Origin of the sequence: Actinophytocola oryzae, from assembly GCF_004364325.1 — a bacterium.
In the GTDB taxonomy this organism is placed as follows: Bacteria; Actinomycetota; Actinomycetes; order Mycobacteriales; family Pseudonocardiaceae; genus Actinophytocola; species Actinophytocola oryzae.
Genome location: NZ_SOCP01000008.1, coordinates 131,336 through 153,115 on the forward strand (window position 1 = coordinate 131,336; position 21,780 = coordinate 153,115).

At 71.2% G+C, this 21,780-nt stretch carries 19 protein-coding genes; 11 read left to right on the forward strand and 8 right to left on the reverse strand.

Annotated elements, in window-relative coordinates:
• Positions 1–48 precede the first annotated feature (48 nt).
• Both CLV71_RS22220 and CLV71_RS22225 read left to right on the forward strand, forming a co-directional pair.
• On the forward strand, positions 49–2,748 hold the full coding sequence (locus tag CLV71_RS22220) for a hypothetical protein (protein ID WP_133904765.1): 2,700 nt from the start codon (positions 49–51) through the stop codon (positions 2,746–2,748).
• 4 nt (positions 2,749–2,752) lie between these two features.
• Positions 2,753–4,279, forward strand: coding sequence for an AAA family ATPase (locus CLV71_RS22225; protein ID WP_133904766.1), 1,527 nt, complete (start codon positions 2,753–2,755; stop codon positions 4,277–4,279).
• Between the two features lie 218 nt (positions 4,280–4,497).
• Here the strand turns inward: CLV71_RS22225 and CLV71_RS22230 are convergent, their stop codons facing one another.
• Positions 4,498–6,102, reverse strand: coding sequence for an MGH1-like glycoside hydrolase domain-containing protein (locus CLV71_RS22230; protein WP_133904767.1), 1,605 nt, complete (start codon positions 6,100–6,102; stop codon positions 4,498–4,500).
• 280 nt (positions 6,103–6,382) lie between these two features.
• Between CLV71_RS22230 and CLV71_RS22235 the strand changes: the two genes are divergently transcribed.
• Positions 6,383–7,177 (forward strand): IclR family transcriptional regulator, encoded by a 795-nt coding sequence (locus tag CLV71_RS22235; RefSeq protein WP_133904768.1) that lies wholly within the window; start codon positions 6,383–6,385, stop codon positions 7,175–7,177.
• Here CLV71_RS22235 and CLV71_RS22240 read toward each other — a convergent pair.
• Together CLV71_RS22240 and CLV71_RS22245 are read right to left on the reverse strand one after the other, a co-directional pair.
• Positions 7,104–7,664: an aldo/keto reductase gene (locus CLV71_RS22240; protein WP_133904769.1), complete on the reverse strand. Its 561-nt coding sequence runs from the start codon at positions 7,662–7,664 to the stop codon at positions 7,104–7,106. The two genes, CLV71_RS22235 and CLV71_RS22240, sit on opposite strands and share 74 nt — an antisense overlap.
• A gap of 375 nt (positions 7,665–8,039) precedes the next feature.
• The gene (locus CLV71_RS22245) at positions 8,040–8,705 is read right to left on the reverse strand and encodes a DUF4097 family beta strand repeat-containing protein (RefSeq protein WP_133904770.1); all 666 of its coding nucleotides are present in this window, start codon (positions 8,703–8,705) and stop codon (positions 8,040–8,042) included.
• Between the two features lie 214 nt (positions 8,706–8,919).
• Between CLV71_RS22245 and CLV71_RS22250 the strand changes: the two genes are divergently transcribed.
• Positions 8,920–9,486, forward strand: a complete 567-nt coding sequence (locus CLV71_RS22250) for a dihydrofolate reductase family protein (protein ID WP_133904771.1) — start codon at positions 8,920–8,922, stop codon at positions 9,484–9,486.
• A 3-nt stretch (positions 9,487–9,489) separates the two neighbouring features.
• Here the strand turns inward: CLV71_RS22250 and CLV71_RS22255 are convergent, their stop codons facing one another.
• The gene (locus CLV71_RS22255) at positions 9,490–12,624 is read right to left on the reverse strand and encodes an AfsR/SARP family transcriptional regulator (protein ID WP_133904772.1); all 3,135 of its coding nucleotides are present in this window, start codon (positions 12,622–12,624) and stop codon (positions 9,490–9,492) included.
• Positions 12,625–12,791: 167 nt separating this feature from the next.
• Here CLV71_RS22255 and CLV71_RS22260 point away from each other — a divergent pair, with 167 nt between their 5' ends.
• A complete protein-coding gene (locus tag CLV71_RS22260; protein WP_133904773.1) occupies positions 12,792–13,235 on the forward strand; it encodes a hypothetical protein in 444 nt (147 codons plus the stop codon).
• 160 nt (positions 13,236–13,395) lie between these two features.
• Here CLV71_RS22260 and CLV71_RS22265 read toward each other — a convergent pair whose 3' ends face one another.
• Together CLV71_RS22265 and CLV71_RS22270 are read right to left on the reverse strand one after the other, a co-directional pair.
• Positions 13,396–13,854: a VOC family protein gene (locus CLV71_RS22265; protein WP_133904774.1), complete on the reverse strand. Its 459-nt coding sequence runs from the start codon at positions 13,852–13,854 to the stop codon at positions 13,396–13,398.
• A gap of 26 nt (positions 13,855–13,880) precedes the next feature.
• Entirely contained in the window at positions 13,881–14,378 is a 498-nt protein-coding gene (locus CLV71_RS22270; RefSeq protein ID WP_133904775.1) for a pyridoxamine 5'-phosphate oxidase family protein, read from the reverse strand.
• A 105-nt stretch (positions 14,379–14,483) separates the two neighbouring features.
• Between CLV71_RS22270 and CLV71_RS22275 the strand changes: the two genes are divergently transcribed.
• The gene (locus CLV71_RS22275) at positions 14,484–15,359 is read left to right on the forward strand and encodes a LysR family transcriptional regulator (protein ID WP_133904776.1); all 876 of its coding nucleotides are present in this window, start codon (positions 14,484–14,486) and stop codon (positions 15,357–15,359) included.
• On the opposite strand, the gene CLV71_RS22280 is transcribed toward CLV71_RS22275, so the two are convergent.
• Positions 15,272–15,886, reverse strand: a complete 615-nt coding sequence (locus tag CLV71_RS22280) for a hypothetical protein (protein ID WP_208297685.1) — start codon at positions 15,884–15,886, stop codon at positions 15,272–15,274. The genes CLV71_RS22275 and CLV71_RS22280 overlap by 88 nt on opposite strands.
• Before the next feature lie 123 nt (positions 15,887–16,009).
• Here CLV71_RS22280 and CLV71_RS22285 point away from each other — a divergent pair, with 123 nt between their 5' ends.
• Together CLV71_RS22285 and CLV71_RS22290 are read left to right on the forward strand one after the other, a co-directional pair.
• Positions 16,010–17,200 carry a PP2C family protein-serine/threonine phosphatase gene (locus CLV71_RS22285; RefSeq protein ID WP_133904777.1) on the forward strand — a complete coding sequence of 397 codons (1,191 nt, stop codon included), beginning with the start codon at positions 16,010–16,012 and terminating at the stop codon, positions 17,198–17,200.
• An 803-nt stretch (positions 17,201–18,003) separates the two neighbouring features.
• Positions 18,004–18,336, forward strand: a complete 333-nt coding sequence (locus CLV71_RS22290; protein ID WP_133904778.1) for a helix-turn-helix domain-containing protein — start codon at positions 18,004–18,006, stop codon at positions 18,334–18,336.
• Positions 18,337–18,454: 118 nt separating this feature from the next.
• On the opposite strand, the gene CLV71_RS22295 is transcribed toward CLV71_RS22290, so the two are convergent.
• On the reverse strand, positions 18,455–19,483 hold the full coding sequence (locus CLV71_RS22295; RefSeq protein ID WP_133904779.1) for an aldo/keto reductase: 1,029 nt from the start codon (positions 19,481–19,483) through the stop codon (positions 18,455–18,457).
• Positions 19,484–19,580: 97 nt separating this feature from the next.
• Here CLV71_RS22295 and CLV71_RS22300 point away from each other — a divergent pair, with 97 nt between their 5' ends.
• The 3 genes from CLV71_RS22300 to CLV71_RS22305 all read left to right on the forward strand — a co-directional run bounded on the left by CLV71_RS22300 (position 19,581) and on the right by CLV71_RS22305 (position 21,773).
• Complete coding sequence (locus CLV71_RS22300) at positions 19,581–20,174, forward strand: TetR/AcrR family transcriptional regulator (RefSeq protein WP_243866630.1); 594 nt, start codon at positions 19,581–19,583, stop codon at positions 20,172–20,174.
• A gap of 175 nt (positions 20,175–20,349) precedes the next feature.
• Entirely contained in the window at positions 20,350–21,345 is a 996-nt protein-coding gene (locus tag CLV71_RS49390) for a hypothetical protein (protein WP_243866631.1), read from the forward strand.
• Positions 21,288–21,773: a hypothetical protein gene (locus tag CLV71_RS22305; protein ID WP_243866632.1), complete on the forward strand. Its 486-nt coding sequence runs from the start codon at positions 21,288–21,290 to the stop codon at positions 21,771–21,773. The genes CLV71_RS49390 and CLV71_RS22305 overlap by 58 nt, the downstream gene beginning before the upstream one ends.
• The last annotated feature ends 7 nt before the right edge of the window (positions 21,774–21,780 follow it).

Below are 21,780 nucleotides of genomic sequence, written 5' to 3' on the forward strand. Positions count from 1 at the left end.
TCTCCGCTGGAGCTGGCTGCTCTGTCGGGAGGGGTGGGGTACCGGGGTATGTCGAGCACGTCTCTTGGTGGTGGTTCCGGGGCGGTCGCGGCGTCGACGCACGCGGCCTGCGCTCGGTTCCGGGGCACGGATCCGCTGGTGGTGGGCAGGACGCGGCGGCAGCTGGCGGCCGATCTCGGGTTCGCCGACGACTCCGGCTACATCCCGGCGGCGCGGTGGACGCGGGCGATGACGTTCGAGCACCTCGTGCGTGACGTGCGGTTCGCCGGTGAGGTCGCGACCACGACCGTGGGGCGGGTCGCGCTGGAACGGCCGACGCGGGTGGTGACCGTCAACGCCAGGGTGCACGTCGACGAGACCGCCGACCTGCTGGCCGCCGCCCACGTCCGCGCGGTCGAGGAGGGCGCCGCCACCCTGGTCCACGGGCTCGCGGTGCCGTTCGCCGGGTTCGAGCACAGCGCCGCGACCGAGGTCAAGCCGGACTTCGCGGTGGTCGCGGCGCGGCCGGGGCAGGCGTCGTGGCTGATCGTCGGGGATGCCAAGGACTACGAACGGGTGCGTTCGCGGATCGACGACACCCGGCTGCTGAAGGGCTTCCTGCAGGTGGCGCTGGGTGCGGAGTCGGCGGCCGAGTGGTCGCGGCTGCCCAAGGGCATGGCCGTCCACTCGCACGGCGTGCTCGCGGTGCCCAGGAACTCCTTCCTCCAGCCCGAGGCGCTCGTCGAGGCGTTGCACGACCACCGGGCGGAGGTCCGGATGCGGGTGGCGCAACGGCGGCGCGAGGCGGCCGGGACCGGGTACGTGGCGGGTGCCGATGTCGCGCGGTTCGTCGCGCACCTGCGGGCCACGTTCGACCCGGCCACCTGCACCACCTGTCCGCTGTTCTCCTACTGCCGCCACGAGCTGCGTACCTCGCCGGACCCGGCGGACCTGCTGGTGGAGGTCGGTGTCCCGGCCGAGCTGCGTGCCCAGGTCGCCGGGCTGGTGACCGGCGGCGAGGCGGCGCCGCGCGCACCGGCGTCGGTGGTCGCGCAGGTGCGTGCGACGGTCGACGGGGTGGCCCGGCGGACCGGGCAGCTGCGGGTCGACGGCGCGGGCCGCCCCGGCACCGTCGACGTGGTGCTCGCCAAGGCGGACGCCGCGGCGCTGGGTGTGCACGGGATCGCGCTGCGGCGCCACACCGGTGACGGCCCCGGCGACTGGGCCGTCACCGTCTTCGACGACCCGCTGTCGCCCGAGACCAGGCGGCGGGTGATGCGCCTGCTCGGCCACGAGATCACCGCCGCCATGGCCGAGGCCACCGCCCGCGGTGCGTACGCGGTGCACGTCGTGGTTCCCGACCCCGTGACCGCCGACGTGCTCGTCTCCATCGCCGACAACCTCGCCGGGGTCGAGCTCAGCAGGCTGCGCTGGGAACGGGACCGGGAGATGGCCCGCGAGCCGCTGACGTTCGACGGCGAGCCCGCGCGCGTCCCTGCGGCGCTGCAGCCGACCGAGCGGACCGCGGTGTCGTTCCTGCTGGAGGAGGACCGTGCCCGCGCGCTCACGCTCCGGGCCCCGGTCCTCGACCTGCGGGCGGTGCTCGCCCAGCACGTCGTGGCAGGCGGGCCCGCCTTCTCGTCGCTTCGCCTCGACTACCTGGCGGCGTGGGCGGAGACGCTCACCAGCGGCCCGCTCAAGCCCCGCGAGCTGGAGGACGACGTCGAGCGCGCCCAGCACACCCCGGGCGCGAGGATGACGGGCAGGCGCTCGGACGCCGTGCACCGCGCGCTGGTGGGCGGCCGGGGCCAGGACCCCGACCCGGCGCGGTATGCCGCGCTGGTCACCGAGGAGCTCGCGTACAAGCGCGACGTGTTCGACCGGGCGCTCGCGGCGCTGCGCACCGTCCGGGACTCGAGCCTGCGCGACGTGCACCAGGCGATCGAGGCCGACGCCCAGGCGGTGTGGCGGCGCAGGCTGGACCTGCACGCGTCCGACCTGGTCCGGTTCGGGCGCACCTACCGGCACTGGCGCAACTCGCTCGTGCCGGTGATCGAGAGCGACGGCCGGTGCCGCCGCCAGCTCGCCGCGTTGGGCAACCCGCAGGCCGCGGCGGACATGGCCGCCGACGCCGGGGTCCGGGAGGTCGTGCGGGCGACCGTGGTCACCACGACACCGCTCGTCGTCGAGGTCGGGTCGCGGCGGATCGGCGCGGGCACGCGGATCGTGCTGCTGCACGTCAACGGGAACCCGTGTGTCGAGCGGCCTGGCACGGCGATGACCCTGCTGAAGGGCAGCGTGAAGTTCTCCGGCCTGGCGATCGGCCCGCTGTCCGGTGCGGGGGAGGAGACCGTGCCGCGTCGTTTCGGGTGGACGCCGGAGAACGTGCCGGATCTGGCGCCCGGCGACCGGCTGGTCGTCGCGGACTTCGGCTGGTACTGCGATCTCAAGGGCAACAAGGCCCTCAGCGTGGGCAGGCCCGCCGCGGACGACACGTCCGCACCGAAGCCGGCGTGCGAGCCGTACTCCCATGCCGAGGACCCCGACGAGCACCGCTACTGCTGCCGGTCGCACGAGGACGCCGAGGCGGACTGGTCCGACCGGCTCGCGGAGCGCCGCGACCGCGGCGAGCTGAACCCGCAGGTGTGGCCGCCGGTCGTGGACGAGGACGCGTTCGAGGTGACGCCGGTGGGTGCGCCGGTCGCGGACCCCGCGGCCGTGGGACTCGACGACGTGCCGGACGAGTTGACCCTGGACGACCTGGAGTGACCCCGTGACCCTCACGTTCACCCCGCCCACCGGGACGGACAGCGGCGCCGGTAGCGGGGCGGTCCATCACGCGGAGGCGGCGGCGGGTAACGCGGCCGTCGCCGACGAGGCGGTCGGCGTGCTGCGCGATGCGCTGGCGGGCACGGCGCCGGTGGAGCGCATCCTGCTGAAGGCGGCCGCCGGTGCCGGGAAGTCGCATGTGTTGAAGAAGCTCGTGACCGACGCCGTCGCACACCCCGGGTGCGCACGCGTGGCGGTCATCGCCTTCACCAACAAGCAGGTCTACCCGCTCGCGACCGCGCTGGGGAACGAGCTGGGCCGCGACAGCGTGTGCCTGTTCGCGAGCAGGAACCGCTACGACGACGTGCCCGCGGACACCCACACGCACGCCACCGTGGTCACCAGCACGGCGGGCATCCCCGTCGAGAGCAGGGTCGTCGTCGCGACCTCGCACAAGCTGGGTGCCCGCGGCGAGCTGGCGAGGCTGGCCGCCCACTTCGCGGGCGACGACACTCCGGAAGAGCCTGGTCCGGTGTTCGACGTGCTGTTCGTGGACGAGGCGTGGCAGCTGCCGCACCACCTGTTCGACAAGGTCGCGAACGCCGCCCCGGTCACGGTCGGCGTCGGTGACGTCGGACAGCTCCCGCCGCTGGAGATCGGCGCGAACCCGTGGCGGGGCGACCCCGGGTTCAACCCCTACCGCGCCTGGCCGACCGACTTCGACGCCGACGACCGCACCGTGACGATCGAGCTGCCCGCGGTGTGGCGGCCCGCCGCGGGTCATCTGGCTCTCTGGCGGGCTTTCTACCCCGAGTGGCGTGAACTCGACTGCGTCGCCGCCCCGGGTGACCGGGCACTGACCGCCGACCGGCTGACCGGCTACGCGGCCGACGTCTGGCACACCGTCGGCACCGGCGTGCCCACACTGCTCGAGGTCGACGGGCTGCCCGAGCCCGAGGCCGCCGACGTGGACCAGCCCCTGCTCGGCCAGGTCGAGAAGCTCCTCGACGCGCTGCTCGGCGCCGGGTTCGCGCTGACCAGCGCCGAGTACGACGCAACGGGCGCCCCGACCGGACGGCAGCTCACGGCACGCCCGGGCGACGGCGGCGACCCGCTGATCACCGTGCTAGCCACCCGCAACCAGGCGGTGGACGACGCGACCGACATCGTGGACCGCCTACGCGCCAGGCACTCCCTCACCGCGACGGACATCGTGGCGTCCACAGTGGACTCCTGGCAGGGGCAGACCAACGGCATCACCGTGGCGATCCACCCGCTGTCGGGCGCCGGGCGGCTGGACGAGTTCAACTCCTCGTTCGGCCGGCTGGCGGTCACCTGCACGCGTGGCACCCACGGACTGCTCATCCTCACCCGGCCCGGACTGACCGACCTCCTCCGCGACGCGCCCGTACGGCCCGGAACCCCGTTCGGCGAGCCAGGTGGCAGGCATCTGCCCCGTCAGACCCACCAACGCATCCTCGCCGCCTTCACCCACAGCAGGCTGAAGGTCCCGCCCACGTCCGAGGACTGACGTCTCAGACACAGGCCGGCCGGGACATCGAGCGAGGGCCCGCGCCACACCGGGCCTCCGCGCGGCTGACCGGTAGGGTCGACGACTCGCCGTACGCGGAACACCTGTTCCTGAACCGGGTCGACGACCGTTGGTACGTCAACCTCGCGGACGTGGGACGGGGAAGCGGGGAGCCACCACTGCCGACCGCGGACTCCGACCACTGAGGGTCGGGCGGGTCAGTGTCCGAGCGTGACGCGGATCGTGTGCCGGCCTGTGCCGCCGGCCCCGATCACCGGCCTGCCAGGGCGTCCGTCGATCGTGCACGAGCGCACCTTGCTGCCCGCGCCGGACAGTTCGATGTCCAGTGTCATGTCCCGGTACGGCAGGCCGTGGAGGGCGACCGGACCCCAGTCGGCGGGCAGCGTCGGTGCCAGGGTCAGCCGATCGGGCGTGAACGTCAGGCCGAACAGTCCGGAGAAGATCAACCGGAGGTAGCCCGACGCCGACCAGGCCTGGTCGGGTTGCGACGTCCACCGCGAGGTGTTGCCGGTCTGCCAGCCGCCGTCCACGGCTCCCGTGACCGAGTTGTAGATCTCGTAGAAGTTGCCCTTGCTCGCGGCGACGAGGTCTGCCAGCCCGGTGACCGCGCGGCCGAACAGGTCGGGTCGGCCGCCTGCCGCCGCCGCGTGGCCGAACATGGAGTGGACCATCGGCCAGACGATCACGTTGTGCCTGCCCGGCCGGTCGTCGCTGAAGCGCGGGAAGTGGGGCCACACGTTGACGATGCCCTTCGGCTGCCAGTGCGTGCCGTCGAGCAGCCGCTGTGTCCGCCGGGTGTCGGCCACGCCGAACAACACCGCGAACGCCAACCCCGCGCCTTCCTGGGACGGGTCGAGCTGTCCGGCGAGCCCGTCGGCGCCGTGGATCAGATAGCCGTAGGTGCCCGCGTCCTCGCGCCACAGGTGGTCGTTGATCGCCTGCCGCAGGGCCGTCGCGGCGCGACGGTGGTTGCTCGCCTCGCCGGGCCTGCGCAGCTCGTCTGCCATGCCCGCGAGTGACACGTAGGCGCCGTAGTAGAGGCAGTTCGTCGACAGACACATCAACTCGTCGGTGTGCGGGTAGTCGAGCACGAACGACGAGCCGACGCCGTCGGCCCACGGCGGGCTGGGATAGCCCGCGATGCCGTCGTTCATGAACGACGGCCCCCGGAACAGGCCGAAGTCCGCGTCGTAGTTCTGCGTCGTGCGGGCGGCCAGGGTTGCGGTCGACGCGTTGTAGGCGTCGGTGAGGAAGGCGCGGTCGCCGGTGACCTGGTAGTGGTGCCAGGCCGCGACGACCCAGACGACCTGGTCCCACCACTGGTTGTCCTGCTGCACGATCAGGCCGCCGTCAGGCTGCTGGTCCACCACGGCCCACAGGGTGTTGGCGCCGACGATCGGCCCGAGCAGACTGGTGGCGTTCCAGGCGTTGACCGCCGCGTCGCGGGTCCACCGTTGCGGCGACGGGTAGCCGCCGCCTGCCCGCACGAACGCCCCGGGCGGGTAGCTGATCCGGTGCGCGTGGTCGTAGGTCCCCGGGTCGGCGTAGACGGTGTTGATGCCGATCAGGCCCGTCAGCGCTGCCTCGTACATCGCGCCGAGCGAGCTTTGCCGGTCGGCGTGGTCGAACCGCAGCGTCGGCATGGTGTATTCGACGCGGCGTGGTGGGTGCGAGGCCGGTTGCGGTGTGGCCATCGCCTCCGGTGCGCCTGTCGCGGCCAGCGCGCCGCTGGTGGCCAACGCACCACCTGCCACGAACAACGTCCGTCGGGGCACGCCGGGGTACTCGCCGCGCTGCGTCATACCAACGAGGCTAGGACAGCACGGCGAACGACGGTAGATCATCGGGCTGGTCAAACCAACGCCACTGACCCCTTCGCAAGGCAAACGCTTCGGTTGAACACGTTCAAAAACGAGGGCGGATGCGGATCGTGGTTCCCGGCGGCGCCGCTCACCGCCGCGTCCGACCGGCACGATGGCGCCGGCTGGAGGCGCGCCGGGCTGTCTGTCGTGGTCATGTCCCCTACAGTGGGGTACACCTCATCAGCGGAACACGAGATTCTGCATTACAGAACGGATGGAGATGGCCGAAGCGGACCTGAAGACCCCGCCGATGTACGTCGTGGGCAGTGTCGACCACGCGCTGCGTGCCGCGGTGATGCTGCAGCTGGAGGGCGGCCTGACGGTGAGCCAGGTCGCCGACCGGCTCGGCGTCGCGCGCTCGACGGCGCACCGGCTGCTGCAGACGCTCGTCTACCGCGACTTCGCGGTCCAGGACGACCAGCGTGTGTACCACCCCGGGCCGGTCCTCGAACTCGCAACGTACTCGCAGTCCTTTGTGTCCCGACTCCGAGGCAGGGCGTTGCCGCACCTGCAGCGCCTCGTCGACGTCGTGGGGGAGTCGGCGAACCTGACCATCCGCACGGGTGACCGGACCCGCTTCATCGCGAGCGTGGAGTGCGGGCAGGCGCTGCGCGTGGGTTCCCGCGAGGGGATGGTGTTCCCCGCCCACCGCACCACGGCCGGGCTGGTGCTGCTGGCGGAGCTCCCGCCGTCCGAGGTGGACGAGCTCTACGCCGAGGAGCACTACGCGGAGCGCCTCGAGGAGCGCCCCGACATGGCGAAGCTGCGCACACAGCTCGCCAGGGTCCGCCGAGCGGGCTTCGCCGTCAACGACGGGCTCTCGGAGCGGGGCGTGGTCGCGATCGGCGTCCCGGTCAGGGACGAGGACGGCACCGCGGTCGCCGGGCTCTCGATCTCGATGCCGTCTGTCCGTTACGACCGGGACATGCTGCCGAGCCTCGTCACGACGCTCCACCGCGCGGTCGGCGCCATCGAGGCAGGCGGTCTCGCCGCGACGGGTACGTCCTCGTCGTGAAGCCCGGGGGCACGGCGTCTCCCGCCGCGGTCATCGGCGCCAGGCCGCCATGACGTCGAAGGGCTTGGCCGTCTTCGCCGGTGAGCGTTCCACCAGGTCGCCGTGCTCCGGGTCGGTGAGGGCCGTGTCGATGGCGGCCGGGGACGTCGGGGGTGAGGTCGACTTCGGGCACCGGCAGGTTGTCCGCCAGCTGCTCAGGGCGCGAGAGGCCGATGATCGCGCTGGAGACCGCCGGGTTGTTCAGCACCCACGCCAGCGCCAGCCTCGGCAGCGTGGTGCCGAGGTCGGCCGCCACCGCCGCCACGCGCTGGACCGCCTCCAGCACGGGACGGCCACCCCCAACCTCCTGCTCTTCACCTCTCTGTAGGTGCGCCGCAAGACAACGTCGCCAGAGGCGCGGCGTTGTGTGGTGGAGGAAATGAAGAAACCCGGTGACATCCAGTTGTCGTGCACTGGATGTCACCGGGTCAAGACGTCGGGCGTCCACTTGCGGCGCCTCAGGATTGTCCGCACTCGCGAGTCAGGAGCGAGGGCAGTCAGCCAACGAGGCTGCCGAGCAGACCTGCCAACAGTTCGTTCGAGATATCCATGAGGTCCTTCTTTCTTCCGTAGCGCCAGTTCCGCCGCAAATATCAGCAGTTCCCGCCGATGCCGGTCAAGGAAAACTCGACATGCGGGGCAGAGATCACCTGATCGAGTCACGGGAATCCCGAAAGATGATTCTGGCCGAGTGTGGCCGCATTGACCCGACGGAATTTCTGTGGTCCGCCGACGGTACGAAGTCGAGCTGACATGGAGATCGCTCGACTGTGGACGGTAGCCCGGGTGGTGTACCCGGGCTACCCGACCGTGGTGTCTGGTGTCAGAGGCTGTGGGCGAGGATGTCGCCGTAGGCGGTGGTGGCGTGGATGGTGAGTTGGGGTGTGGTGGTGTTGGTGAGGGTGTTGTTGATGCGGCCGTGGGTGGTGCCGGCGTCGAGGGTGGCCGAGGCGCCTTCGGCCACGCCCACGGAGATGTTGCCGGCTTCGGTGCGGAGTACGACCGTGCCGTGGACGGCTTCGGTGAGTGTGATGTCGCCTCGGGTGGTGGTGATGTCGGCGGGTCCGTTGACGCGGTGGATGTGGATGTCGCCGTCGATTGCGGTGAGGTGGAGGCTGGCGGTTTCGTCGATGTTGATGTGGTGGTAGGCGCCGTTGAAGGTGAGGTTGCCGAGGCGGCCGGTGGTGTCGAGTTCGGCGCTGTCGGTTCTGGCCTGGATGTGGGAGCCGGTGGGTAGTGCGACGGTGATGGTGAGGGCGCCGGTGGGGCCGAGGAGTTGGTTGGCTGCTGCGGGGGTGTGGATCCGCAGGATGTTGTCGGTGTAGTCCACGGTGGTGCGTTTTGCTGCTTTGATGTCGCTGTTCTTGGTGGTGTTGGCGGGCTGGATCTCGACGGTGGTGTCGGTGCGGTCGGTGGCGACGAACCGGATGCTGCCGGCGGGGAGGTCGAGAGTGGTGGTGATGGGGGTGGGGGTGTTGAAGGTGTACATGGTGGTCTCCTGGGGGTTGTGGTGTCCTGTGGGGGACCTGGTGACAGGAACCACGATCGCCTGTCGTTCTGACAGGGGGCCGCCACCGGACTGACACCACCCCTGACACGGCGCTGGCGGTTGCGACGTGGTCGTCAGGCGACCTGAAGGAAACCGTAAGGGGCTCCCGGCAGAGTTCTGGTCAACGAGGAACACAGCACACAGGGAGCCCCACATGCGCAAGATCATCGAGTCCACGTTCGTCTCGCTGGACGGCATCGTCGACGACACCCGGCCGTCCACCGCCTCCCGGGCCGAGCCCCAGAACTGGTGCAGCCCGTACTGGGACGCCGACCACTTCGGGTACGCGGGCCGCCTCGTCGAGGGCGCCGACGCGATGCTGCTCGGCCGCGCGACCTACGAGGGCTTCGCCGAGGCCTGGTCCACCCGGGACGGTGAGTTCGCCGACACGATGAACACCATGCCCAAGTACGTCGCCTCGCGGACGCTCACCGAGACCACCTGGAACGCGACCCTCATCGAGGGTGACGTGGCCGAGGAGGTCGCGAAGCTCAAGGAGCAGCCGGGCGCCAACATCGTCAAGTACGGCACCGGCGAGCTGGACCGCACGCTGGTCGAGCACGGGCTCGTCGACGAGTTCCACTTCTGGTACTTCCCGGTGGTCGTCGGGGCGGGCAAGCACCTGTTCGAGGGCGCCGGGTTCGACACCACCCACCTGAAGCTCGCCGATGTCGAGCGGTTCGAGTCGGGCATCGTGATCCACATCTACGTGCCCAAGTGACCGTCAGGCCCGGTCCTTCTCCACGAGGGACCGGGCCTGTTCGGCGTCCATGACCCGGCCGCGGCCGTACAGCTCGGCGAAGTCCGGTTCGTCCGCCTCGACCTCGGCCAGGATGCCGGCCAGCTCGGCGCGGTCCGACGTGGACAGCGGGTGGTCGCCGCGAGCCGTCTCGGCGGCCCCGAGCACCTGCGCGGCAGGACCTGGCGAGCCCTGCCGCGTCAACACCGCCGCCATTCCCACCAGTGCGGTGGCCACGCCGTGTCCGGAGCCCTGCGAGGCGAACGCGTCGAAGCCCTCGCCGTGCCAGGTGAGCGCCGCGTCGAGGTCACCCCGGCTGCCTGCCACCAGCCCCAGCTCGACCAGGACCATCGGCAGGTACGGCGGCGTGCCCTCGTCCGACTGCTGCTCCCTCGCGACGGCCAGCAGCCTGCGCAGGTGCTCCTCCGCCACGTCGAGGCTGCCGTCCCGGCGGGCGGCGAACGCGAGGCTGAGCATGGCGAACACCTCGCCGGTCCGGTGCCCCTGCTCGGTGGCCATCCGGCACGCCAGCTCACCGTGCTCCCGTGCGCGCGAGTAGTCCGCGACCTGCATGAACAGCCACGCGAGCCACCCGTGCCGCCCGGCGACGTCCGCCCACAGCCCCAGCTCCTCGGCGATCCGCAGCCCGTCCCGGCACAGCCGGATCGCCGCGTCGTGGTCGCCGGTGAGGTCGCCGAGGCCGATCAGCCAGTCGGTGGCCTGCAGGACGCCCCAGTCGTCGCCCAGCTCGGTGAACAGCTCGGCACTGCGGCGGGCGTCGTCCTCGAGCGCGGCCAGGTCGTGGCGCATGTGGGCGAGCATGGCCCGCGTGCTCAGCACCGCGGCCTCACCCCAGCGGTCGCCCGCGCCCCTGAACGTGCGCAGGGCGTCGTCGAGCAGCTCGCCGGTGGTCGCGACGTCCCCGAAGTCGATGATCACGGAGCCGAGGAACCACTCGGTCCTGGCATGTGCGACCGAGCCGTCGAGTGCCTGCCGCGCCTCGGTCGCCCGCTCGGGTCCGGCCTGCCCGGCGCGGACCGCGAGACCCTCGGCCCAGGCCTCGGCGTTGGCGCGCAGGTCGGCGGGCACGTCACCGGGGACCGCGAGCGCGGTGGCGAGCGCGCGGCGGGCCTCGGCGAGCCTGCTGCGCAGGTGCCAGTACCAGGTCAGGGCCGTGACCAGCCGCAACGCGGGTTCCGCCGCGCCCTCCCTGCGGAAGGTGTCGAGCGCGGCACGCAGGTTCGGGGTCTCGGCGTCGAGCCTGCCCAGCCACTCCCGCTGACCGGACCCACGCAGCCGCGCCTCGCCGTCCTCGGCGAGGGCGAGGTAGAAGTGGGCGTGCCCGCGGCGCAGCGCGTCCTCCTCGCCTGCCTCGCGCAGCCGGGCGAGGCAGTAGGCGGCGACGGACTCGAGCAGCCGGAACCGCCCGTCGGCCTGGACGACCAGCGAGCGGTCGACCAGCCCGACGAGCACGTCGAGGACGTTCTCGGTCGCGCAGACCGCCTCCGCGGCCGCGAGCGTGCACCCTCCCGAGTGGACGGCGAGCCTGCGCAGGACCGCGCGTTCGGGGTCGGTGAGGAGCTGCCAGCTCCAGTCGATCACCGCGGCCAGGGTGCGCTGGCGTTCCGGCGCGTCACGCGGGCCGGTGCCCAGCAGCCCGAACCGGTCGTGCGGCACCCGCAGCCGGGCGGCCAGCTCGGTGACGCCCAGCGCGGGCACCCGGGTGGCGGCCAGCTCCAGGGCGAGCGGGATCCCGTCGAGCCGCCTGCACACCTCGGCCACACTCGTCGTGGTCGCGGGCTCCGGCGTCAACCCGGCACGCGCGAGGAACAGTCGCACCGCGGGGGATTGGGCCAACCGGTCCGGGTCGTCTGTGTCCGGCACGTCCAGCGGGGCCAGGTCCCAGCGCGTCTCACCCCGCAACCGCAACGGCTCGCGACTGGTGGCGAGGACACGCAGCCCCGGCGCGGCGGGCAGCAGCACGCCGAGCAGCCCGGCCACCTGCTCGACGACGTGCTCGCAGTTGTCCAGGAGCAGCAGGGTGTTCCTGGCGTGCAGGACGGTTCGGAGCCGGTCGGTCGGATCCTCGTTCGAGTCGGGCATGGACAGTACGGCGAGGACGAGCTCGGCCAGTCCGTCCGCACCGTCCCAGGTGGTCAGGTCGACCAGCCACACACCGTCCGGGAACGCGTCGGCCAGCGCGCGCCCGACGGCCAGCGCCACGCTCGTCTTGCCGACACCGCCGGGGCCGGTGAGCGTGACCAGCCTGCCGGTGCCGAGCAGCGCCCGGACCCGGGCCACCGCGTGGTCACGCCCGATCAGGTCGCTCATCGGCGCGGGCAGGTTGGTCGCCCGACGTGGCGGCGCGGGCCGCGGCGGGTCCTCGGCGGGGTCCCTCGCGAGCAGCGCCTGGTGGAGGGCGGTCAGCTCCGGGCCGGGGTCGAGGCCCAGCTCGTCGGCGAGGCGGTGTCGGAGGTCCTGGTAGCTGTCGAGTGCCTCGGTGGTGCGACCGGAACGGTGGAGGGCACGTAGGTGGGACGCCCGCAGCCGCTCCCGGAAGGGATGGCGGCCGACCTGGTCGCCCAGGTCGCTGACCAGGTCGTGGTGCTCGCCGAGCGCGAGCCGGGCCTCGGCGTACGCCTCGAACGCGGTCAGCCGCAGCTCGTCCCAGCGGGCGACGGCGGCCTGCGCGAAGTCGTCGTCGGCGAAGTCGGCCAGTGCGGGGCCGCGCCACAGCTCGAGTGCTTCGGCCAGCAGGCGTGCCCGCGCGCGGGGGTCGCCCGTCTCGGACTGCGCGACCAGCCGGTCGAACCGGAGCGCGTCGACGTCGTCGGAACGCAGGGCGTAGCCGTGTGGCTGGGAGACCACCAGGTCGCGCGCGTCGGCCTCGGCGCCCGCGAGTGCCCGGCGCAGCTGGGAGACCCGGACGTGCAGGGCGGCGGCCGGGTCGGCCGGCGCGGCCTCGCCCCAGACGTCGTCGACCAGGCGATCCACGGACACGGCCTGCCCCGCGTGGATGAGCAGGTCGGCGAGCAGCGCACGCACCTTCCGCCCAGGCACGGTGACCGGTTCTCCCCGGTCACTCCACACGGCCAGCGGGCCAAGCACCCCGAAACGCACGTCAGCAGGCTAACCGTGTGGTCGTGCGTGCTGCCCCCGACCTCGTGCCGACCGGCGGTGGAGAATGTCGCGGGTGGATCTCACCGAACTCGTCCTGGGTGACATCACCGAGCGGGACGTGGACGTGGTGGTGTTCGAGGTGGCCGCACGGTAGACGGGAGACAGCGATGCGCAACGAGGCCATGGAGCGGTTGGACGTCCTGGTCGGCTCGTGGCGGGCGACCATGCGGAACGCGTGGTTCCTGGAGCCGGCCGACCGGGAGGTGCCGGGTTCGGCGGCGGTCGAGTGGCTGGGGGACGCGTTCGTGGTCTTCCGCTGGACGATGGCGGGCGATGTCGGAGAGGCCACGAACGAGATGGTCCTCGTTCTCGGTCGCCACGATCCGAGTGACGCCTACACGGCCCTCTACCACGACGAACGAGGTGTCTGTCGGGTCTTCGCCATGACGTTCGACGGCTCACGGTGGAGTCTCAGTCGCGAGGACCCCGACATGTTCCAGCGGTTCGTCGCCGACGTCGGTCCCGACCGGATCACGGGCCGCTGGGAGGCGTCCGACGACCACGGGTCGACCTGGCGAAAGGACTTCGACCTCGTCTTCGAGCGGGCGTGAACCCCGCGGGCACGAGCGGCCGGTTCCTCACCCGTTACGGCGACGCCGACGAGGCCACCGTCGCGAGAGCACGGGGAAGTCGGCAGGCCACGCCGCACTCGAACGTGCCGTGACCGTGGACTGACGGCGGTCGCACAGCCGGTTGGGCCCCGGCCGCCGGTCACGCGGTCTGCTCGGCCAGTGCGACGATGATGCCCGCGGGACCGCGGAGGTAGGCGAGCCGGTAGCTGTTCTCGTACTGCACCACCTCGCCGAGGAGTTCCGCGCCGTGCGGGCGCAGTCGGTCGAGGATGTCGTCGATGTCGCTGACGGCGAACATGACGCGGTGCGCGCCCAGGGCGTTCGGCGGGGCGGGTCGGCCGCCGTCCGGGGTCGCGGGCGCGCGGTACCTGGTCAGCTCGAGCCGGCCGTGGCCGTCGGGGGTGCGCATCATCGCGATGTCCGAGACGACACCCTCGAGGCCGACGAGGCGGTCGACCGCGCTGCCCTCGACCGTCGCCTCGCCTTCCAGCTCCATCCCGAGCTCGGCGAAGAACGCCTTCGCCGCGGCGAGGTCGTCGACGACGACGGCGATGTTGTCCATCCGCTGGATCGCGCCGCGCCGGTCGGTGTCGTTCATGGTGGTCTCCTGTTCGGTTGGCCTGGTCATGCGCGCTGGCGGTCCCGCTGCCGCCGCATCAGCTCCTCGATGGCCGTGGGCAGCGTGGTCTCGAAGTCGATCAGTTTGGCCCAGGTGGGCTTCACCACGACACGGACCATCCCGTCGTAGAGCGACTGCACGCCTTCCTCCCACTCGGCCCGCTGCTCGGGCGTCATCTCGTAGGTGCCGTTCCACCGGAGGTACTCGTCCGGGATGCCGTCGACGAGGTCCAGCTCGGCCCGCCCGCGCAGGAGCAGGACCTTCGGCGGGTGCGACTCGGTGTCGATCGTCAGCGCGACCGCGGGGTTGCGGCGCAGCGCGGGCAGTTTGCGCGCGTTCGTCGCGGTGCACATGACGATCTCCGTGCCGTTCCAGAAGATCCCGATCGGGATCGAGCGAGGGGTGCCGTCCGGTGCGATGAAGGCCAGCCGGGCCAGGTCGCGGGCCAGCAGTTCCCGGCTGAGCGGGCGGTTCAGCACCTCGTCGACGGCGTTCTGGTCCATGGTTTGGTGCTCCTCAGTCGTAGTACCGGTCCCGTTCAGGCTCCCGCGTGGCGACTCATTCGTCCAATGACAGTTCTCTGGCAAACTCATGCGTATCCTTGATGTATGCTGGATATCCTGCGGTTACGGGTGCTCGCGGCCATCGCCTCGCAGGGCTCGGTCACCAGGGCCGCCAAGCTCCTGAACTACTCCCAGCCCGCCGTGAGCCACCATCTGGCCAGGTTGGAGGCCGAGACCGGGGCGCGGCTCGTCCAGCGGGTCGGCCGTGGCATCCGGCTCACCCCGGAGGGCGAGCACCTGGCCCGCCGCGCCACCGAGATCGTCGGCCGTGTCGACACCGCCGCCGAGGAGCTGTCCGCGATGGTGGGCCTGCGCACCGGCCGGGTGCGGGTCGCCGGGTTCCAGTCGGCGCTCGCCGCGCTGGTGCCGCACGCCGCGGGCGCCCTGCGCCGCGAGTACCCCGGCATCGAACTGCACCTGGTCGAGGCCCACCCGCGCGTGGCACTCGACCTGCTACGGGCCGGACAGGTCGACGTCGCGGTGGTGTTCGGCTACGACGACACGGTCCCGGACGACATCCGCGCCACGCACCTGTTCGACGACCCGATGTACCTGCTCAGCCTCGAACCCGACCAGACACTCGAGGGCAACCGCGACTCCGCGTGGATCGCGGGCTGCGAGAACTGCCGCCGCGAGTTCCTCGAGGCCTGCGACCGGGCGGGTTTCGTCCCGCCCATCGCCTACACCAGCGACGACATCATCGTCCAGCAGGCACTGGTCGCCGCGGGCATGGGCGTGACCACCATGCCGGGCCTCGCCCTGCGCACCCACCACGCACCAGGGATCGAGGCCAGCGCCGTCCGCGACTTTCGGCGGTACGTCTACCTGGCCACCTACGGCGACCCACCGGACCCGCCCGCCACCACGGCCTTCGTCGTCGCGCTGCACCAGTCCATCGAGGCGACCCGGCCGGGGTCCTGACAATCGCCCACCGCGGGCCTGGTCAGCAGACCCTGGAGATCGAGTCCTGTGAGGACGGTCGCGCTCTTCTCGGGGGTGAGGAACCTCAGGCCCATGAAGTTGTCGTTGACGTTGAAGCCGGGCAGTGCCCAGATCTCCTCGTACCGGAGCCACGTCGGCACGTACACCCGAAAGCTGTAGACGTTGCGCCACAGACATCGTGCCGGGTCGGGAGTCCACAGACGGCGGGCGAACTCGTCGTTGCGGAGGCGGCAGCCGACCGCGCCGACAGCCCGGACGTGTTTCTGGCCGGTCAGCAGTACGACGTCACCGCGGGCGAGGGTGTCCATCTTCCTGTCGTGCTGGGCCGTCGCACCCCAGAACCTGGCCAGCCCGTCCGGGTGCTCGTCCGCCAGCGCGGTCCGCTCCGCAGCGGTCAGCGGCTCGTCGTACCGGGGCTCGCGGTAGGGCACCAGGCGGTCGAGGGTGTCGGCCCAGTGCCTCCGCGTCTCACGGTTGCCGTACGAGGGCTGGATGATCACTCGCATGCGGACGGCTGCCCCTTCCGGCCCGGATCGAAACCACGCCCCTCGCCGACACGCGGGCGCGGTCCGCTCCGGCTACCGTGTCCTGTGGTGGCTCACCGCTGACCGAAGACGAGGTCGTTCGTCATGAGTTCGGACCCTACGCGTGACCCACTCCTCACGCTGCTGGAACAGGCCGAACTCGCTCCGCCCGAACGGTTGCCCGCCATCACCCTGGCCGCGGGACGGGCCATCGGCGCGCGGATCACGATCCACCTCGTCGACTTCGACCAGCGCCACCTGCATTCCCTCACCCCCGCCGACGACGCCGCACCTCTCGGCGTGGACACCACCCTGGCCGGACGCGCGTTCCGACAGGTGCGCACCCTGCCCTCAGCCGCCGCCGACCGGCCCCGGCTGTGGGTGCCGCTGCTCGACGGGGTCGAGCGGCTCGGTGTGCTGGAGGTCGAGGTCCCCGACGTCGCCGACCTCCACGATCCCGACCTCCTCGTCCAGTGCCGCAGGATCTCCATGCTGCTGGGCCACCTGGTGGTCCTCACGAGCCAGTACGGCGACGCACTGGACCTGGTGCGCCTGCGTCGGCCCCGCACGGCAGCCGGTGAGCTGATCTGGTCGCTCCTGCCCCCGCTGACCGCGGGCGTGGACGGCTTCGTGGTGACCGGTGTGCTCGAACCCTGCTACGACGTCGGCGGGGACGCCTTCGACTACTCCCTGTCCGAGACCACCGCCACCCTGCTGCTCATGGACGCGGTGGGGCACGACCTGCGCAGCGGCCTGGTCGCCGCCACCGCGCTGGCCGCCCATCGCAGTGCCCGGCACGCCGGTCTCGGCCTGCGCGAGCAGGCGGTGCTGATCGACGAGATGATCAGCAGGCAGTTCAGCCCGGGAACGTTCGTCACGGCCGTTCTCGCGGAGGTCGACCTCGGCTCCGGTCGGCTGCGCTACCTCAACGCGGGTCATCCGCACCCGTTGGTCATGCGTGGCGGGAAGATCGTCAGGTCGTTGACGGGCGGACACCGCGTCCCGCTCGGGCTCGGGCCCCGAGAGCTGACCGTCGCCGAGGAGATGCTGCAGCCGGACGACTGGCTCGTCATGCACACCGACGGCATCACCGAGGCACGCGACGAGGCCGGCGAGTTCTTCGGCGACGCCCGTCTGGTCGACTTCCTGCGCCGCGAGGCAGCGGCCGGGCACCCGCCGCCCGAGACAGCGCGCCGACTCGTGCACGCGGTGCTGGACCATCAGGACGGCAAGCTGCAGGACGACGCGACCGTCCTGTTGGCCAGATGGACCAGTCGGCGGGAACTCCTCCCCTGAAACCGGATCGCCGGGCCGTGTCGGGCGGGGCTTTCTGCCGCGGACGTGATCGCCACCGCGACGGTGACGAGTAGGAACGCCCCCTGGTATCGACCGAAAGCCCTGGCGTGTGCCGCGAAGGGTGAACGGGTGGCGACCGCCGCGCTGGCGGCACGGCAGGCCGAGCTGAACCGCGCCGTGGACGGGCTGTCCGCCATACAACGCACCGAGCTGCGGTCGATCGCGCGAGCGGTGCTCGGCCCGGAGGCACGCAGAGAGGAGAGAAAATCTGTGGTGGCTGGGGTAGACATTCGAGTGCCGGCGTGTGTAGTCTTCTCCTTGTTCGGAGAGAGACAACGTCAAGCAGGCGCAGGAGATGACGTAACTACCTGCGGAGTGAGGCAAGGCCGGGCGGAGCTGTCGCGCCCGTGGTTCAGGAAGTGGAAGACGGTCGACTTCGCCGGAGCTGATCTTCAGGACGGGTTCCGGTGGGTGGCCAGCGGCGTCAGGTGTGCTGGGACCGGTCTTGGTAAGGGGTTCCGGCGAATGTTCGTCGCGGTGCAAGGTGTAAGGAAGAAACAGGAGAGAAGGGAAGGGGTACGTCATTGGATCGCCCGGACCGGCTGTGTCGCGTCGGGCGGGTACCGCGGTTCCATCGGATTGGAAGGTGGTCTTCGGTTACGCATCAGCGATCCCCGCATGTCCTGCCTTTCGGGCGGACGCGGAGCTAAGACGCCGACCGTGTGGTCGGTTGACAGTGATGAACCCAAACCCCTGGGACCCGATGCCAAACGGCATCGGGTCCCTTGTGATGCGGAGGTGGAATGATCCCTGAGCAACGTGAACCGTCGGTCGCGGGTGGGGCCGACAAGTTTGACGACGAGCACTACCCGGCCTACACGATGGGCCGGGCCGCGGAGATGCTCGGCACCACGCCGGGTTTCCTGCGCAGCCTCGACGAGGCGAAGCTGATCGAACCGCAGCGCTCGGCCGGCGGACACCGCCGGTACTCGCGTGCACAGCTGCGGATCGCCGCGCGGGTGCGTGAACTGGTCGACAAGGGCACCGGGCTGGACGCGGCATGCCGGATCGTGACCCTGGAGGACCAGCTCTTCGAGGCGCAGCGGCAGAACACCGAGCTGCGGGGCACCAACTGAACGAACGCCAGCCGGCGCCGGGACTTCCCGGCGCCATCGGCGTTCCTCGGACCGCCTGCCGCCGACCCGCACCGCTCCTGGCGTCCACTGCCGGCACGGCACGGGCCTGCCCGCTTCCTCAGGCGGCGGCGCGGTCGTCGAAGGTGCGGCGGCGCAGGTCGACCCGCTGGATCTCGGGCGGGTCGTAGGCCATGTCGAGCCTGCCGACGTCCGTGCCGGGCGGGACGATCGCGTCGATCTCGTCGAGGATCGCGTCGTCGAGGGTGATGTCGGCGCCTGCGAGCAGGTCGTCCAGCTGCTCCATGGTCCGTGGGCCGATGATGGCCGAGGTGACACCGGGGTGGGCGACCGCGAAGGCCATCGCCAGGTGGGTCAACTTCATGCCTGCCTTGTCGGCGAGGGGGATGAGCCGCTCGACGGCGTCCAGGCGGCGTTCGTCGCGGTAGTGCTCGAAGGGGAGCGCGGCGCGGTGGGTGTCGGCCCGTTGGCCCTTGCGGAAGCGGCCGGTGAGCATGCCCTGCGCGAGAGGGCTCCACACCAGCGTTCCCATGCCGTAGCGCTGGGTCACGGGCAGGATCTCGCGCTCGATGCCCCGGTCGAGGATCGAGTAGGGCGGCTGCTCGGTGCGGTACCGCTCGAGGCCGCGGCGCTCGGCGGCCCACTGCGCCTCGACGATGGCGGAGGCGGGGAACGTGGAGGAGCCGAGCACGCGGACCTTGCCGCTGCGCACGAGGTCGGTGAGCGCGGAGAGCGTCTCCTCGATGTCGACCGTGGGGTCGAGCCGGTGGACCTGGTAGAGGTCGATGTGGTCGGTTCCCAGGCGCCGCAACGAGTTCTCGACCTCGGTCATGATCCAGCGCCGTGAGGTGCCGCGCTGGTTGGGGTCCTCGCCCATGGCGCCGTTCACCTTCGTGGCGAGCACGACGCTGTCGCGGCGCCCCCTGAGTGCCTTGCCGACGATCTCCTCCGACTCGCCGCGGGAGTACACATCGGCGGTGTCGACGAAGTTGATGCCCGCGTCCAGTGCCCTGTGGATGATTCGGACCGAGTCGTCGTGGTCCGGGTTGCCGATGGCGCCGAACATCATGGCGCCCAGGCAGTAGGGGCTGACCTGGATGCCGGTGCGGCCCAGCGTGCGGTAGCGCATGGCAGTGCTCCCCCTTGACGTAGTATGCCGTAGCGGAACGGCTTATCAGTTAACGACGATACGGAACACTTTCTCACTTAGCAACCGGAGGGCACGAGTGAGCGCGGCCACACCCGACCCGCCACGACGCGTGCGCGCGGACGCGCAGCGCAACATCGACGCACTGGTCGACGCCGCCAGGGAGGTCTTCGGCGCCTCGGGCGTCGACGCACCGGTCCGTGAGATAACCACCAGGGCCGGAGTCGGGCTCGCCACCTTCTACCGGCACTTCCCGGACCGCGCCGACCTGGTCAGCGCCGTGTACCGGAACGAGGTCGACTCCTGCGCCGCCGCGGCGGCCACCCTGGCGGCCACGCACGAGCCCGTCGACGCCCTCGTCCGCTGGCTGCGCCGCTTCACCGCCTTCGTCGGGGTCAAACGCGGACTCGCCACGGCACTGCACTCCGGCAACCCCGCGTTCGAGCCGCTGCCCGCCTACTTCCGGCAGAACTTCGAACCCGCCCTCGGCTCGCTGCTCACCGCCGCGGCCGCCACGGGCGAGATCCGCGGCGACGTCGCCCCGGGGGAACTCCTGAGCGCGGTGTCCCGCCTGTGCGCCGCCGGCGACACGACCGTCAACGAACGCATGGTCGCCCTGCTCGTCGACGGACTCCGCTACGGCGCCAAACCCGGCTCCCGCGTGCGTGGGTGATCACCTCACAAACGGTCGACGATCTCGTCGAGAGTGGAAACGCAGGCCTCGGTCCCGGACGGCGTGTCGGTGACGTTCGTGAAATCCCCCGTTGAGGGTGGGTTGGATCAGGGCGACAAGATCGCCAGCATGGTGATCGCGGGGATCAGCCTGCCGGTCACCCTCGAGACTGCGTGTGTCTCCATCCGGCACGAGCGGCTGGCCATGGCCGGCTCGACCCGACGAGGTCACCGAGGGCCTACGGGGCAAGGTGGTCAACAGGTTCAACGCGGGGCTTCGGCCGTCCGACGGGTTCCTGCTGACCAGCCGGCCGCGTGAGTTCCGCGACGCCGTGGAGTCCTGGGACGTCCTGACCGCGGCCGCCGTCGTCGCACTGGACGAGCTTACGGTCGAGGACCTCGACCGCTACCTGCCGCTGACGACCCGAACAGGCCGTGGTGCCAGTACGAAGTGGCTTCCGGTGCTGGCGCGGGTCGGCGCGGGTGGGCCGTTGTCGGACGTGCTCTCCACCCCGCTGATGGTCGCTCTGGCCAGGACGATCTTCAGTGACACCGACGCGTATCCCGCGGAACTGTTGCGAGGTGACGAGTCCAGGGCGGCGATCGAACACCGGTTGCTGTCGGGGTTCGTGCCGGCCGCCTACGCCGACCGTGCCGACGGCGTGGGCGGCGTCGAGGCGCGGCTTCGGTTCCTGGCCCGACACCTGTGCCGGCTCGGTACCCACGACCTCGCCTGGTGGCAGCTTGTCCAGGCGGTGCCGAGGGCCGTGGTGGGCTCGGTCGCCGGCCTGGTGCTCACGACAGCCGTCCTGCTGGCCGGCGGTGTCGTCGGGTGGGTGGGGCAGTGGCCGGACGACGGCGGCAGGCGGGCGTGGCTGATCTCGATACTGATCGCGAGTGTGGTCTGCGGAGTCGTCGGTGGCGTCGTCGTCGGCCACGGTCGCGGCATCCTGCCTTCCCCGGCACGCATGCAGCTCCGTGTCCACGGCCGGCAGGCCATCATCGCCGGGGAGTTCGTGGGTGTCGTGCGGAGCTGGCGCACGACGGCGTGGTTCGGCGTGTGGACCGTGCGCGGGGTGGGCGTCTGCGTCTTCGCGGTGTACCTGTTCGGCCGGTGGGCTTCGCTGCCGGCCTGTTCACCCGTGTCGGTCCGTGGTTCGTCGTCACGGTGATCCGCGTGCTCGGTGTGCCGCTCGATCCCACCGAGATCACCAGGCCGGTCGAGGTCCTGCGTACCGACCGGCACACCGCGTTGCGGCAGGCGTTGTTCGTGGGAGTCGGTGGGAGCGTGGTGTTCTGGGTGATGATGGCCTTCGCGTTCGAGCCCGCGTTCGGTGTGCCGTTCGACGTGGTGTTCGGCGGTGGGCGCTGGTTGCTCAGCTTCCTGACGATGGCCGCTCTCGGGGCGCTCCTGTGGATGCTCTTCGCGTCCGGGTGGGGCCCGTGGTTGATCGCGCGGTCATGGCTCTCGTTGAGCGGTCGGCTTCCGTGGTCGGTGATGGTCTTCCTTGCCGCCGCGCACCAGCGCGGGGTGCTCCGCCAGACGGGCGGGGTCTACCAGTTCCGGCACGCCCGGCCGCGGGACTACTTCGCGTCGTGACTGACGA

Bases quoted from the DNA above. Each gene is read 5' to 3' on its own strand.
- CLV71_RS22220 (WP_133904765.1), top strand. From the start codon at position 49: ATGTCGAGCACGTCTCTTGGTGGTGGTTCCGGGGCGGTCGCGGCGTCG.
- CLV71_RS22230 (WP_133904767.1), bottom strand. From the start codon at position 6,102: ATGACGCAGCGCGGCGAGTACCCCGGCGTGCCCCGACGGACGTTGTTC.
- CLV71_RS22235 (WP_133904768.1), top strand. From the start codon at position 6,383: ATGGCCGAAGCGGACCTGAAGACCCCGCCGATGTACGTCGTGGGCAGT.
- CLV71_RS22245 (WP_133904770.1), bottom strand. From the start codon at position 8,705: ATGTACACCTTCAACACCCCCACCCCCATCACCACCACTCTCGACCTC.
- CLV71_RS22250 (WP_133904771.1), top strand. From the start codon at position 8,920: ATGCGCAAGATCATCGAGTCCACGTTCGTCTCGCTGGACGGCATCGTC.
- CLV71_RS22260 (WP_133904773.1), top strand. From the start codon at position 12,792: ATGCGCAACGAGGCCATGGAGCGGTTGGACGTCCTGGTCGGCTCGTGG.
- CLV71_RS22265 (WP_133904774.1), bottom strand. From the start codon at position 13,854: ATGAACGACACCGACCGGCGCGGCGCGATCCAGCGGATGGACAACATC.
- CLV71_RS22270 (WP_133904775.1), bottom strand. From the start codon at position 14,378: ATGGACCAGAACGCCGTCGACGAGGTGCTGAACCGCCCGCTCAGCCGG.
- CLV71_RS22275 (WP_133904776.1), top strand. From the start codon at position 14,484: ATGCTGGATATCCTGCGGTTACGGGTGCTCGCGGCCATCGCCTCGCAG.
- CLV71_RS22280 (WP_208297685.1), bottom strand. From the start codon at position 15,886: ATGCGAGTGATCATCCAGCCCTCGTACGGCAACCGTGAGACGCGGAGG.
- CLV71_RS22285 (WP_133904777.1), top strand. From the start codon at position 16,010: ATGAGTTCGGACCCTACGCGTGACCCACTCCTCACGCTGCTGGAACAG.
- CLV71_RS22290 (WP_133904778.1), top strand. From the start codon at position 18,004: ATGATCCCTGAGCAACGTGAACCGTCGGTCGCGGGTGGGGCCGACAAG.
- CLV71_RS22295 (WP_133904779.1), bottom strand. From the start codon at position 19,483: ATGCGCTACCGCACGCTGGGCCGCACCGGCATCCAGGTCAGCCCCTAC.